This is a genomic window from Companilactobacillus furfuricola, assembly GCF_003946325.1.
Taxonomy (GTDB): domain Bacteria; phylum Bacillota; class Bacilli; order Lactobacillales; family Lactobacillaceae; genus Companilactobacillus; species Companilactobacillus furfuricola.
The window spans coordinates 1-13,721 of the sequence record NZ_RHNT01000025.1 but is presented as its reverse complement, the minus strand read 5'-3'; the positions used below and the strand labels follow the sequence as shown (position 1 = coordinate 13,721).

17 protein-coding genes are annotated in these 13,721 nt (G+C 38.8%); 12 read left to right on the top strand and 5 right to left on the bottom strand.

Going from position 1 to position 13,721, the window contains the following annotated elements; all coding sequences use genetic code 11:
• The first annotated feature begins 198 nt into the window (after positions 1-198).
• Positions 199-420, top strand: a complete 222-nt coding sequence (locus EKM78_RS12680; protein ID WP_164507255.1) for a hypothetical protein — start codon at positions 199-201, stop codon at positions 418-420.
• Here the strand turns inward: EKM78_RS12680 and EKM78_RS07740 are convergent.
• On the bottom strand, positions 404-643 hold the full coding sequence (locus EKM78_RS07740) for a hypothetical protein (RefSeq protein WP_125771025.1): 240 nt from the start codon (positions 641-643) through the stop codon (positions 404-406). The two genes, EKM78_RS12680 and EKM78_RS07740, sit on opposite strands and share 17 nt — an antisense overlap.
• Positions 644-730: 87 nt before the next feature.
• Here EKM78_RS07740 and EKM78_RS07735 point away from each other — a divergent pair, with 87 nt between their 5' ends.
• The 3 genes from EKM78_RS07735 (at position 731) to EKM78_RS12675 (ending at position 2,404) form a co-directional block, all read left to right on the top strand.
• Positions 731-1,111, top strand: a complete 381-nt coding sequence (locus tag EKM78_RS07735) for a YueI family protein (RefSeq protein ID WP_125771023.1) — start codon at positions 731-733, stop codon at positions 1,109-1,111.
• A gap of 17 nt (positions 1,112-1,128) precedes the next feature.
• Positions 1,129-2,112, top strand: a complete 984-nt coding sequence (locus EKM78_RS07730; RefSeq protein WP_125771021.1) for a ribose-phosphate diphosphokinase — start codon at positions 1,129-1,131, stop codon at positions 2,110-2,112.
• Between the two features lie 139 nt (positions 2,113-2,251).
• A complete protein-coding gene (locus tag EKM78_RS12675; RefSeq protein ID WP_211334346.1) occupies positions 2,252-2,404 on the top strand; it encodes a hypothetical protein in 153 nt (50 codons plus the stop codon).
• 822 nt (positions 2,405-3,226) lie between these two features.
• On the opposite strand, the gene EKM78_RS12670 is transcribed toward EKM78_RS12675, so the two are convergent.
• The gene (locus tag EKM78_RS12670; RefSeq protein WP_164507253.1) at positions 3,227-3,448 is read right to left on the bottom strand and encodes a hypothetical protein; all 222 of its coding nucleotides are present in this window, start codon (positions 3,446-3,448) and stop codon (positions 3,227-3,229) included.
• Positions 3,449-3,490: 42 nt separating this feature from the next.
• Between EKM78_RS12670 and EKM78_RS07725 the strand changes: the two genes are divergently transcribed.
• Positions 3,491-3,703, top strand: coding sequence for a hypothetical protein (locus EKM78_RS07725; protein WP_125771019.1), 213 nt, complete (start codon positions 3,491-3,493; stop codon positions 3,701-3,703).
• A 220-nt stretch (positions 3,704-3,923) separates the two neighbouring features.
• Here the strand turns inward: EKM78_RS07725 and EKM78_RS07720 are convergent, their stop codons facing one another.
• Positions 3,924-6,260, bottom strand: coding sequence for an HAD-IC family P-type ATPase (locus tag EKM78_RS07720; protein ID WP_125771017.1), 2,337 nt, complete (start codon positions 6,258-6,260; stop codon positions 3,924-3,926).
• A 97-nt stretch (positions 6,261-6,357) separates the two neighbouring features.
• Here EKM78_RS07720 and EKM78_RS07715 point away from each other — a divergent pair, with 97 nt between their 5' ends.
• The 6 genes from EKM78_RS07715 (at position 6,358) to EKM78_RS07690 (ending at position 9,702) form a co-directional block, all read left to right on the top strand.
• The gene (locus tag EKM78_RS07715) at positions 6,358-7,020 is read left to right on the top strand and encodes an HAD hydrolase-like protein (protein ID WP_125771015.1); all 663 of its coding nucleotides are present in this window, start codon (positions 6,358-6,360) and stop codon (positions 7,018-7,020) included.
• A gap of 2 nt (positions 7,021-7,022) precedes the next feature.
• Positions 7,023-7,838, top strand: coding sequence for a hypothetical protein (locus tag EKM78_RS07710; RefSeq protein WP_125771013.1), 816 nt, complete (start codon positions 7,023-7,025; stop codon positions 7,836-7,838).
• 15 nt (positions 7,839-7,853) lie between these two features.
• A complete protein-coding gene (locus tag EKM78_RS07705) occupies positions 7,854-8,207 on the top strand; it encodes an iron-sulfur cluster biosynthesis family protein (RefSeq protein WP_125771011.1) in 354 nt (117 codons plus the stop codon).
• Between the two features lie 434 nt (positions 8,208-8,641).
• On the top strand, positions 8,642-8,863 hold the full coding sequence (locus EKM78_RS07700) for a hypothetical protein (protein ID WP_125771009.1): 222 nt from the start codon (positions 8,642-8,644) through the stop codon (positions 8,861-8,863).
• Positions 8,850-9,206, top strand: a complete 357-nt coding sequence (locus tag EKM78_RS07695; protein ID WP_125771007.1) for a hypothetical protein — start codon at positions 8,850-8,852, stop codon at positions 9,204-9,206. Before EKM78_RS07700 ends, EKM78_RS07695 begins: the two co-directional genes overlap by 14 nt.
• On the top strand, positions 9,199-9,702 hold the full coding sequence (locus EKM78_RS07690; RefSeq protein ID WP_125771005.1) for a hypothetical protein: 504 nt from the start codon (positions 9,199-9,201) through the stop codon (positions 9,700-9,702). The genes EKM78_RS07695 and EKM78_RS07690 overlap by 8 nt, the downstream gene beginning before the upstream one ends.
• Before the next feature lie 70 nt (positions 9,703-9,772).
• Here the strand turns inward: EKM78_RS07690 and EKM78_RS07685 are convergent, their stop codons facing one another.
• The gene (locus tag EKM78_RS07685) at positions 9,773-11,191 is read right to left on the bottom strand and encodes a hemolysin family protein (RefSeq protein ID WP_125771003.1); all 1,419 of its coding nucleotides are present in this window, start codon (positions 11,189-11,191) and stop codon (positions 9,773-9,775) included.
• A 67-nt stretch (positions 11,192-11,258) separates the two neighbouring features.
• Positions 11,259-12,350: a CAP domain-containing protein gene (locus EKM78_RS07680; RefSeq protein ID WP_125771001.1), complete on the bottom strand. Its 1,092-nt coding sequence runs from the start codon at positions 12,348-12,350 to the stop codon at positions 11,259-11,261.
• Positions 12,351-12,528: 178 nt separating this feature from the next.
• Here EKM78_RS07680 and EKM78_RS07675 point away from each other — a divergent pair, with 178 nt between their 5' ends.
• A complete protein-coding gene (locus tag EKM78_RS07675; RefSeq protein ID WP_125771000.1) occupies positions 12,529-13,194 on the top strand; it encodes a hypothetical protein in 666 nt (221 codons plus the stop codon).
• Positions 13,195-13,721 lie beyond the last annotated feature (527 nt).

Genomic DNA, 13,721 nt, shown 5'->3' with positions numbered 1-13,721 from the left:
TTTAAAAGATAAATCGAGTAACCAAAATCGTAAGACCGTGAAAATCTAAGTTCAACTATCAAGCCCAAACAACCTACCTGTGTAGGGATAAGTACCGTGACCCCACCAAAAAGTGAGTTTTATACTACCTTAGGTCCTGTGGGGGTGGAAGGAATTCGCCGTCAGCCATGAAATTTCACTTAGCGGTTTCACCGCTTAGTGAAAGACCCAGCTTTGAAACAAGCGAGTGGTCTTCTCGATTGGTTCAAAGTGGCGTCCATGGCGTTCCACGGCGCAATTCCTGGAACCCCCACAGAACCGGCAATGAACCACCACCCAACATATACCCTCAAAAAAAATTCAAAACCAAAACAAAAAAGCTCTGCTGACATATATATTCAATCAGCAAAGCCTAAAAACAAACCTAAATCTTCTTCTTAACATGATAAGGAACCACGCTCTTATCATTATCTTTAACATCACTCTTCTCATCCGAAGCGAAATAAACAGCAAAACTCTTTTTATTTGTTGCATCTTCGGCGATAATTAAGGATGATTCGTATGGATCTTTAGCTTTATAAATTTGAGCACCGCGAACAGCTTCTCCGAAATCACGTGAGTTAGCTATCGCATCTCCCGGATTGAAAAATACCATTTCATCCATGGTTACCACATCCTTTCATTGGCTTCATTATACAATTTATTGACCAATAAAGGGTAGTTATTTAAGAATTTTTGAAAGGGGTATCACATGAGTAGTGTTGAAGATTATATCAAAAAGAATGTTTTTGGTAAGCCACAACTGAAACCTGATGAGAAGAATAAATTTTTAGGCAATTTTGCCGAAAGAGTCGGAATCGCCTTGACGGTTGCACAAATCAAGAATCTCGATAATGTTGCGACGGTCGAAAAAATCATGAAAAGGTATCCAAAGTATCATTTGTACTTAAATGGAAAAATTGATAGTTATTTAATGGACGAATATCTCAAATTAAGTGTAAAATTGAATTATAAGTTTACAATTGTTATGACTGCGCCCGTCCGAAATGGACGTAAGGAAGTTACGGATTCCGATATGGGATTAGTCATTGCAGATGAGAGTAAACCAATCAATTCACCGGTTATTTTATAAAATTTTTGGAGGAAGTTATGTCTAATAAATCATTAGATAAAGTTGCATTACTTGCATTAAATGGGAATATGCCTGTTGCCAAGAGAATTTCTAAATATATGGGGATCCCACTTTTAGATGCATCTGTTTCACACTTTAGCGATGGTGAGATCAATATTCAAATCAACGAGAGTATTCGTGGTAAGAATGTTTATATTATCCATTCAGTTTCAGATCCTGTTAATGATAACTTTATGGAACTGATGATCGCTGTTGATGCTTTAAGAAGAGCAAGTACGCATATGATCACTTGTGTATTGCCATATTTTGCTTATACACGTTCAGATCGTAAGTCACGTGCCAGAGAACCTATTTCAGCTAAGTTGTTTGCTAATATGTTGGAAATGGGTAAGGTGGACCGTGTTATTGCTTTGGATATGCATGCGGAACAAATTCAAGGATTTTTTGATATTCCTGTTGATCACTTACGTGCTATGCCAATTTTTGCTAGTTATTTCAAAGATACTATTAAAGAGCCTAGTGACGATGTAGTTTTTGTTGCTCCTGATCATAATTCTACTAAGCGTGCCCGTGCTTTGGCTGAGGTATTTGGGTCTCAAATCGCTATTGTTGATCAACGTTCAACTGAAGACAATGATGTTGTGCCTAATATTATTGGTGAGGTTGACGGTAAGGTATGTATTATTGTTGATGATTTGATTGATACTGGTACTCGTATGATCAATAGTGCCCACGCTTTGAAGGTTGCTGGGGCTACACGTGTTATTGGTGCTGCTACACATCCTATCTTTTCTGAGAAGGCTACTTCTAAGTTGCAAGATTCTGACTTGGAAGAGGTTGTGGTTACTGATTCTATTGTTGTTCCTGACGAGTGTATGTTTGATAAGCTTACTATTTTGTCTGTTACTGGACTGGTTGGGGATTCTATTGAGATGATCGAGAGTGATCAGTCGATTAGTTCTTTGTTTGAGGTTCGTGATCAGTATCGTAAGTTGAATTAGGTTTTTGATTTGGTCAACACTTTTGGTGTTGGCTTTTTTTATTGCAAAAATGTAAGAGAGCTATGGCAGACAGAGGAGTTTTGCTTGGGGCACGTTTTGTTAGTTTGTTTGGTGTCGTGGTGTGGAGGTAGTAGTTTGGTTGGTACGTTCAATGCCGACTCCGGGGCCCGGGGATATAGACGCTGGAACGTGGTGGGCACATTTTGAACCAATCGAGCAAAGGGCGCTCGCTTGTTTCAAAACTGCACCTTCCTCTAAGCTCCTTCGTCGCCAAGAGGAATTTCACCACTGAGGTCTGTATCCCCGGGCCCCTCCGTCTAGATAGAGACATTAATCCCCCCCTTTTTGAGATTTACCGATTTATTTTGTGCAAGTTGGCACTGTTTGCTCGTCCTATTTCTCACATGTCTATCTCAGGTTTTATCTATTCTGGTGGGGAGTAGGAGCTTCCTTTTCTTGTTACGATATATTCTCTATCTAGATTACTGACTCTTTTCTCGGTTCGCGGGACTTTGCTCCGCTCAATTTGCTTCCTGCTTACATTGCTGTTATTAGTTTTCTTGTTTTGTTAGTTTGATAAGAGACGATATATTTTTTGTTCGCTGACTTTCGCTTCTTGCTCGCGTGCTTGTGCCTCGCACTCTCGCAATTTCTTTGATTGTTTTTTGAAATTAGAAGCAAAGTCGGTCGTTTGTGAAAATTGGTTTATCGATTTTTAAAAAGTGATTAGTTTGGCTTTAATTAAAATTAAAAAAATTAATCATATGCAACCGACTGTATCAGTGATAGTAAGCTGTTTATTATGTAACTTTATTTTTTATTATAAAACATTAGACAAAATTTAATTTACTTTTTCACTAAAAGATATTATTATAATTATAAACCTAACTGGTGCGAAAAGAGGGTTACGCCTTTGGAGCTTGCCATGAGCTTTTGGCTATTTCCCTTACAGCAAGGTTTAGATCGAACTTTCAAAGTTGGTTTCAACCCATCCTTCATGTTTCTTCCCCTTCGGATAGTAAGCCATCCGATATTTGACTGATTAGTTTACTTCACTCCTCTTGTAAGTAATGAGACTGGTTTTCTTGGAAGAAACTTTCCCCCTCCAACTTTGTTAGATCGATTGCTCGCCAATTTTATTGGCAAAGATCGTGACACCCCCATAGTATTGATCTATGACCATAAATTCGTAATTCCTCCCACGAGACTGATACGTGTTTATACTCATCAATACTACGCCGATCTTTTTAAGACAGATGCCCCCATCCAGCATCTGTCTTATTTTTTTGCTCTTTTTCAAAGTTGCTTTGTTTGCATCTTTTTCCTGGGCTTCCATAATGGATTTGAGAGATGGAGGATGCTGGATGGGGGCTTTGTTATGGATGATAATGATTATTTGTTTTTTGAAATTGTTTTTGGTATTTTGTTGATTACTACTGGGGTTTTGTTGGTGGCTGATAAGAATAAGTCTGAGTCTTTGGTTTCTGGGATCGCGACTTTGGTTGTTGGTTGTATTTTTGGTTATTTTAAATTGATTCATTTTTTGGATAGGAAACATGCTAAGCAAAAACGGCTGCATTTGGATAAATAAAAAATAGTCTGGTTTAGGATTTTGATCCTGACCAGACTATTGATTTTTTTAAGGTTGTTGCGGTTTTTTGTTTTATCCGGAAGGATGTTGAAACGAGTTCCAGGCGACAGCGGCCTCCGGTTAACACGGGTGGTCGCGGTACGGCTTTGCCGCACCTTGTGCGACCACTCGCGTTAATCCTCAGCAGCTGACCAACCTCGCTGCGCTCTCTGTGTTTTTGTTATTTCCAATTTATTTTTGAAAAGACTCGTCTGCCTAGTACTTCACGCATGAACATGAATAGTGGCCAAGCTACTAGGACTATCGAGATGTAGATGAAGGTGAATCTTAGGTCGAAGATGCTTTGGAGTCCAAATAGTTTGTCGGAGTAGGTGAAGGCTATGATGAAGAGGATGATCGAGGTTGCTATCATTATTTTCTTTCGGATTATTAATGGATTGCTGATGGCTATTAATGCACAGTAGCCGATTATTCCGATTGCGAAGACGGACATGGTTGATTTTGATTTGTAGCTTAGGTTTGCCCAACCACCGACTCCGTTGATCACTAGTAGTAATGTGATGTTACAGATGGCTGCCGGCAAGGCGATTTCCATGACGTTGCGCATGAATCTTCCTGCTGGTGGCCGATAATTTGGTTCCAGCGCTAGGATGAAGGTTGGTATGCCGACGGTTAAGGCGTTTACTGGCGTTAGTTGTGAGGGCTGGAATGGATAGCCGGTCCCTAAGAAGATGAAAACTACGGATAATACTACTGAATAAATTGTTTTGATCAAATATAACGAAGCCACTCTTTCGACGTTGTTGATCACTCGTCTTCCTTCGTTGAGCATGAAGATCATTGAGTCGAAGTTACGGTTCAATAAGACGAAGTCGGCTGAGGCTTCGGCGGCGTCACTTTCACCGGCGACGGCAATACTACAATCTGATTGGCGCATGGCTAATACGTCGTTGACACCGTCTCCCGTCATACCAACAGTTAAGCCGTTATCTTGCATTGCTTTGATCAAATCGGATTTTTCTTTGGGACGGACCCGGCCGAAGACGCGATATTTCTTGACCAATTCTTGATAGTCAGCATCTTCAGGGACTGTACTCATATCGATATAATTGTCAGTTTTATCGATACCTGCTTGGGCAGCGACGTTGGAAACTGTGACTGGATTGTCACCGGAAATGATCTTTAAGTCGATGCCTTGGTTCTTTAAATATGAAAAAGTTGATTTGGCTTGTTTTCTGACTTCATCTGAAATGAAGATCAAGCCTAGGAGTTGCTGATCATTGTCTTTGCTTTGTAAAACGGCAATGACCCGAAATCCTTTTTCGGCTGCTTGTTTGACCGCCGCTGAAGTTTTTTCACTGGGGTGATCAATAATGAATTCTGGAGCACCCATAGTGTATTTAGTATTACTTTCGGCGATGTAGCCAGAATATTTTGTTTCAGATGAGAAGGGTAGGATTTCTTTGACCTTATCCGTGAACGTCTGGGAATTTAATTGCTTGATCGCTTGAGCGGTGGCGTTAGTCTCCTGAGTGACTTTCACGATCGTGGCTGCTACTTCTTTGACGAAATTCTCACTGAAGCCAGTTTCGGGAATGACTTTTTTAACAGTTAATTTACCAGTAGTGATAGTTCCCGTTTTATCTAAACAAAGGGTGTTAACTCTAGCTAATGTCTCGATGGCGTTCAATGACCGTACTAAGATCTTGCGCTTGGACAAATTGTAAGCACCTGTTGCTAAAGCTACGGCTGTCAACAAGACAAGTCCTTCTGGGATCATGCCAATGACGGAAGCACTAGTTCCGAGGATCGATGTTGCGACGTTTCCATTTTGTGAATATGAACGGAAAAATAAAATTAATCCGATCGGTACGATAGTATATGTTAAAATCTTGATAATATTATTTATAATTTTCATCAAGATACTCTCAGAACCCTTTTCTTGGCTGACAGCATTTGATAGTTTAGAAACAAAGCTGTTCATCCCGACTTGGGTCAGTTGGATCTTGGCTAAACCAGCAATGGCAAAGCTCCCTGAATAAACTGAGTCGCCGATACTTTTTTTGATCGTATCGGATTCACCAGTGATACTAGATTCATTAGTTTGCAGACCGTTGGCAGACACAACTATCCCGTCAGCGGGGATGGTATTTCCACGTTTAAGTAGGACAATATCATCTTGAACTAAATCTTCGATTGGGACGTCGATTTCTCGGTTATTTCGTAGGACGGTAAATTCCTGTTCATTAACTAAGTTGATCTTGTCGACCGTTAATTTAGCTCTGATTTGTTGGAAACTTCCAATTATGATATTGGCCAAAACTGGTCCGAGGAAGAATAAATTGCGATAAGAACCTGTCCAACCGATTAAAAGAGTGATGACCAAGTTTAACAAATTAAATAGCGTAAAAATATTATCTGCTAAAATTTGTGGAATAGAACGAGATAACTTTTTGATCTGAACGTTAGTTAGACCTTGAGTTACCTTCTCTTGGACTTCTTTATCAGTTAGACCAGAATCGATATTAGTGTATTTTTCTGGTTTTCTAACTTTCATATTGACATACCTACGATAATTTGATTAAGCATTTTTTGGTAAAATGCCTTATACTTTATCTACTACTTAAAATCTAACATAAAAGGATGACTTATTTTTGAATAATTTATTTTTTGATTTAGACGGCACCTTGGTCAATTCCGAAAAGGGAATTATGAAGGGTCTGAAATACATGTACGAACATACTTTAGGCTATGTTCCACACGATGATGCCACTCTGAGAAAATTTATCGGACCAACTTTTAGCTATTCCTTCAAGAAATACGATAATATTGAAGTAAATGATCCGATTGCTAAAGAACGTATGAAGTCATTTCGTGAATATTACGATGTTGAAGGTTGGAAAGAGCTGACAGTCATCGATGGCGTTTACGAAATGCTAGAACAACTAAAAGATAGCGGCAAGGAAATTTTCGTTGCTACTTCTAAACCTGAAGTACACGCTAAGAATATTGTAGAACACTTTGGCATGAAACCGTACATTCGACATGTATTTGGTGCTTCAGATGACGAAGTAACTCGTTCATTAAAAGAAGATGTTATTTCTTACGGGATGGAAAAGACATCGGTAGATCTAAACTCTGACAATCTTGTTATGGTAGGGGACCGTAGCAGTGATGTTATAGGGGCTCACAAGAATAATCTAAAGGCAATAGGAGTAACATACGGTTTTGGGGACAAAAACGAACTTAGTCAGGCTTCATCTGATTGGATCGTCAATAAACCTTTAGAAATCGCAAAAATAGCTTTGGAGAATTAAAAATGAGCAAATCAGTATACAATCGTCATGGTTTCACCCTTATTTTATTATCGCTCTGCTTGATGATCATTGTTTTCATGGGCATAACTCTGACTACCGTTTTAAATGGCAGTTATGTTAAAAAAGTTGTTAGTAGCGACAGTAATGTTGCGCTGATCAAAAATTATACTAATCAAAAGCTGGGTAGTATTGTCGACAGTTATACACCGTTCAAGAATCTGTCGTCGACACAACTTAGCTCGGAGCAAGTCAAAGGTATTATTGACACTTCCGTGGATGAACTCTACGATGGTGACCCTAATTTGACGATTGGATCAGTGGTATTGACTACTATTGGCGATAATATTAAGAAACAGGCGAAAACTGACGGATTGAATATTGATAGTGAAGTTGATCAAACGGTCGAGAGTAACCGCGGCATCATGGATCAAATCGTTAATAATGATATTGGTCCGATCGATCAATCTCTTCAGCACATTAAAGAAATCAAGCAATTTGTGAAAGCGTCCATCATGGTTGCTAGCGTTATTTTTGTGCTTTTTTCATTAAGATTATGGACCAAAGTAAAGTCGAAAAAATTATTTTTCCATCATATGGGAACAGTCGGGATCTGTACAGCCATACTGCTTGCCATCGTTTTGGTCATCATCTATTATCCTATCGCGACATTTATCACAAGCAACGTAGAGTACAATGTTAGGGATGTTTTGTATAATATACTCAACGGTATTTTCACAAGCTACATTTCCATAGTCTTCATGGTATTTATCTTAAGTATCATCGACTGGGGGAGTACCGCTAAATATAAATACAATTGATGAGGAGATATTAGTATGAAAATCGAAATTACTCCAGAAGCACAAGCAAAATTAGCAAAATATAATGACAAAGCAATTATCCTAGATCTTGATGACGGAACAGGTCGTTTCTCAGGAACAGGTGACTGTGCATTGATCACTAAATTCCGCATCATCGCAGTCGATAAAGACGAAAATCTATCAGACTACGCAATCAAATTGGACAGTGAACTAGGTACCGTCTACTACAAAGAAAGTGCCGAAGAATTCTTAAAACCAGGTCTAAAACTACAAGTAAATCCTAAGACACAATTACTAGTATTAAAGAATGACTTTGAAACAATCGATAACAGTGTAAATATCATCGATTACGATCAAGTTAAAGCATAAAGAAGATAAAGAATAGTCGTGTGGTCAATCGCCCCTTGCAACTCGTTTTGAATTAGTTGAACTAAAGAATTACTACCACAAAGTTGAGAAATATAAAAACTATCACTAGAACTACCACAGAAATAAAAAGGTCCATTCATTTTTTAAAACCACACACCAAAAGAGACAACGCCAAAACCAGCGTTGTCTCTTTTGTTATCTAAAATTGTAATTGGAAAATAGCTATAATAAACAGGAATCCTAACATATCCGCCTAAATCAGTTTTTTTAAACTCCAGATATGATGATTTTAACATTGATAAACGAAAAGCTAGACAGCAAGATATATCAACAATTCGTTGATATAACAATATTTATAATCGAAAATAGTCGCCGTGACATCAATCATATCAAGGGATATACTGATTTTGAAATCAAAGAAGGAGGCCTTTAAAATGGCTGATGAAGAAGGGAAAGTATACAACACGGACGATATGAATTTTTACACGATCGTTGAAATGACTAGTATCTTGAATAATCAGGGTTGTGGGTACGATAAGAAAACAATTGCTAACTGGATCAACGCCTTTCACACGGATGAACATCTGAAGAAATTTGGCAAGCCCCGCAAACGCTCATTTGGAACACAAAATAAAAAAACCGATGGAATACCCTAAAGTTTGGTTTGGAGCAGTTATCGACGAACATGGTAGTGATATTCGTGACCGGATTTTTGAGTATGCGCAAATTCATGGTCCACAATATGGCGATTTAAGCGAAGGTCCTGATCAGCTAGAAGATTATTTACTGTTCATGGAAAACTACAGTTTGTCAGGCTATGATTACATCCAAGAAGAAGGTCAAGCGTTGTTCGAGCGAGAAGACAAGTTTAACGAGACAGTAAGAGACATCGTGATCAGGGCTTTAAATATCGACGTAAGTAAATTAAGTGACGATATTTACAATGATGATATTTCAGAAAATCTGCTTGATTACGTCGGGAGCAAGCGCGATGAATAATGAAAAATCAGCCTACTTTAGTTTTGCTGAAATGTCAGATATTTTAAAAAAATATCATTGTCAGATCAGACCAGAACTGTTGGAAAAATGGATCGACCAATTAGATTTTAAAAAGCTCTCACGAACACATGGGCCGGTCCAGATCAGTTGGGATAACGGCAATGTCAAAACACGATTTCCCCGGCCTTGGTTCGGAAATTTGTTAGATCAAAATCGTGATTGGATCCATGAACAAATAACACACTATGACCAAGAAAATAATTTTCCTGACAGTAAAAATCGTGAACAAGAACTATACAATCGATACAGTAATGTAGATCTAGAACCTGGCGTAGTCTCATCAGAATTAGAAAAAGCAGTGGATGATGAAGTGCAACATCAATTGGTGCGACTAGCTTTGATGACTTTACAAGTCGATTTAGATCGATTGTACGAAGATGCAGCTAGGGATGAAATCGATTCTAATATCCTGACATATTTGGGTTCAAAAAAATAACGTGATGCTAATCAAATGATTGCATCACGTTTTTTAGTGTTGAAAATTAGTGGTATTTCACTATCGTCTTTTATTGATCATGGTCTTTATTTGACTCTGTTTCAGGATCATCTTTTAAATCGTCTACAGTGGTCAATGAAGCTAAATTATCATCCTTAGTAACTTGGTCCTGGTTGATGGAAACTTTGAACCAATTAGCAAAACCATGTTCGAATTCAGCAACTTTGAAGTGGAAATTGTCGAGGTCAAACTCGGAATTTTGGCTGATATTAGGGAATTTTTCTAAAATATAGCCTCCGACGGTGATAATGTCAGATTCTTGGAATTCCTTAATATCTATTCTGAAGTAACGCTCAAAGTCATATAAAGTTGTCTTTCCGGAAACGTTGTAAGTTCCATCTTCGTTCTTGATGATGTACTCGTCAGAAACGACGTCGATCTCATCTTTAACAGTACCAAACAATTCTTCATAAATGTCCTTATCGGTAACAATACCGGAAGTCCCACCGTATTCATCAACGACGATGACGATCGGTGTCTGCTTCTTGATCATTTTAGAAAGGATGTCTTGGATCGGCATAGTCTCAGGCACTGTATTGACGGATCTCAATATCCGACTGATACCAACCGAGCCATCAACTTGGTTTTGTCGAACGATATCATAGGCGTAGACGTATCCTAAGATCTTATCTTTGTCATTATCGGCAACGACCGGAAATCTGGAGAAGCCTTGTTGTAAGTAGTCTTTGATGACGTCACTTACTTTATCAGTAATATCGACGACGTATAAACTAGTCCGGTCGACCATGATATCTTTGGCAACTTTATCATTCAGTTCGAATGCACGTTGCATGAAGACAACGTCATTTTGATCCATGTCACCACCTTTAATAGATGATTTGGACAAGTTGAGGATCTCTGATTGAGAAAAAACTTGATTCTCAGAATCAGCTGGTTGCATTCCCATTAAACGAACGATCCCGTTTGATGATGAGTTTAACAACCAAACGAATGGATAAGTAGCTAAATGGAAAAATCTCAATGGGTTAACGACTAACATTAACATTTGCAATGGACGGTCGATCGAAATGTTCTTCGGCACGATCTCAGTAAGGACCACTTCAAAATAAGTCAAGAGAAGCACACCAACAACGGAACCAATGATGTGTAAACCAGATGAATTGATCATGTGAGCCATACCAAAGAACTCTACTAACAAGTATTCGATGGTTCCTTCACCGATCCAACCTAAAATGATACCAGCGATACTAGTACCAACTTGTGTCGTCGATAAATATTCATTTAGGTTGTTGACCATGTTTAAAGCACGTTGTAATTTCTTAGGGTTGCCGTTACCTTTTTCGATAGCGTCTTCTAACAGACTGGGTCGAGTCTGAACTAAAGCAAACTCAGCAGCAACACAGAAAAAAGCGAATATGAAGGTAATTAAAATGATTATAAAATTACCTGTGATGGTTGAACTTGACAATTAATGAACCTCTTTTCTAAGAAGGATTATACACCAAAGAAAAGCCGACAGGAGTCGGCTTAAACAATTAATTACTATTATTTAGACTACTATTTTCTGAAAAAGTCTTAAATGTATAACTATAGCTTGGCATAGTATTTGAATTTAGTCCATTAATAGTAACTTTATATTCAGAATGATCATTAATAGTTAAAGTCGTTGGTGGCAAGAAACTAATAACTGTTTTTGAATAAGCTTGGCTACCTGAATAACTAGGTAAAACTGTGCCAGTGGTACCGTTGGTTAAATTAGTGACAGTGATCGTTGTATTGTCAGTAACTAGATCTGAATCTTTGGCAAAAGCAACTGACCAAGGTAATGCCTTGTTATCTTGAAGTTCTTCAACTGGGAAGACTCCTGAACCTGGATAAGTCACAACGTCTTGACTAGGAGTGTTGTATTGGTCTGGTGTATTAGCGACCAATAAGCTTGCATAAGTTCTGCCAGTATCGGCTTTAGCCAAACCTACACCGATCTTTGACAAGTAAGGTGATAATAACCAAGCACGATGTCCGGTATCAAAACCATCGATATTAGTGTTATCGATGATCAATTCCTTCACGATACTGCCCAGAGTTGAAGGGAAACCAAAGTAAAGGTCACTTTGGGAAGTTCCCAAGATAGCTCGGTTCCAATAAAGGTCAGAAATGTCTTGTGGTTGAGCAGTCCCTTTAAGTCCGTGTTGGTTAGTTTGTGGATCTGATTGGGCAAAAGCCATTACGGCTGAAGCAATTTGTGCTAAGTCATTAGAATCAGTATTGCTGTTAATAGCAGGCAAACCTGATAATTCGCGATAGTAATTGACCCAAGAAACAATTTTTTGAATCGTTTCAGGGGTTAAGGCGCCTGTAGAAAATGGAGCAGCCATACTTGGAATAGTTGAGTAAATATTACTGATCGAATTGTTTGAACCAACTAATTCTTCATATTCAGCTTGTAGTTTGTTGATCGTTGCTTGTTCTTCAGCAGTATAAGATGTAGCGTCCTGATCGGTCGGAACAGCTGTAGAAGAAGTAAGCGCCGCTTCAGTAGCTGCATAAGTAGTCGAAGCTGGAGCAGAAATACTCATTGCCATCAACAAGGCAACGGCCGATTCTAATAACAATCGATGTTTCTTCATATGTTTTCTCCTCAAATTGGATTTACTCTTATATTATAACGAATAAATGTGTAAAATTGTATGTTAGTAGTGTTACCTTATAATTATTTTTATTTAGATGGCAGATTTGAATTATTTAGTTGATATAATGTGACATAATTTTTATAATTGTAATGATATCTAACTTGGGGGAATCGTTTTGACAAATACAAAGGACACTAAATTTTTAACGCCGGCTCAGGCAGCCGAAATATTAGGGATCAGTGTTGCCACACTGCGTAAATACTCTTTAATTGTCGAACATTCAACGAATAATAGCGGCTATTTTGAGAGAAATAAGCAAAATAATCGTCTTTATACGCAAAAGAATTTGGACGACTTTTCCAAGATGGTGGAATTGGGTCACGGACCAAAGATGACTTTACAGACGGCAGCTAAGCAGATTTATCCTGTTTCTGAGGCTACGGTTGAATCTGCGGGTGATAGTAGTAATGGTACTCACAATGCTCAGGTTGCTAACTTGGAGAATACTATTAAGGAACTCCGGGCTAATATTGATCAACAAGATCGTGTGATCCAGAACTTGAGCCGCAAGATTATTAAGCTGCAAGAGAATAATTCTGGCGATGCTGAGTTGAATGGTGAAGACGAAGCTAAGTTGGAAAAAGAGAAGAAGTATCAAGAGCATTTGCAAAAGGCTCGTGAAGCTAAGGTTAAGAAGGAAAAAGCTGAAGCTGAAAATAAGGCTGCTAAGAAAGCTGATTCGGAAGAGGAATCTGGTGAAGATGCTTCGATCGATACTTTGGCTAATATGCAGGTTAATAGTGAGAAAAAGGCTCACTGGTGGGACCGGTTTATAAAATAAGCTTGATTAAGCTGACTATTTAGTCGGTTTTTTTTATTGATGTAAGAGAGCTATGGCAGACAGAGGAGTTTTGCTTGGGGCACGTTTTGTTAGTTTGTTTGGATTGTTTTGGGTGGGTGGTAGTAGTTTGGGTGTACGTTCAATGCCGGTTCCGGGTCGGGGCGCTATATTCAATGAACGTAAGTGCTAACGCACTTGCGCAACCGATTATGGTGATGGCAAGCCACCGAACAACTAAGGTCGGGAACGCTGCCGACGCAATTTTGAGCTACCTGGAAGATCGCCAGGCATCTCAAAACTTGGTCTTTCACTAGGCAATAAAATTGCCAAGTGAAATTTGGGTGCGCTCGGCATGGGCGTTAGCTAGGTGATGAAAGTTCACTGTGAGCCGTAGTAGTCGGAATCACGAGTTGAGGACAAGGGTGTCCACCGCGAGGTGGAATCTGAAGGAAGTCTAAAGCAAAGTACTGAGCTGATGTACAAGAATCGACTAATAGGCCGGAAATGCAGGATAAGTTTGCCCAACA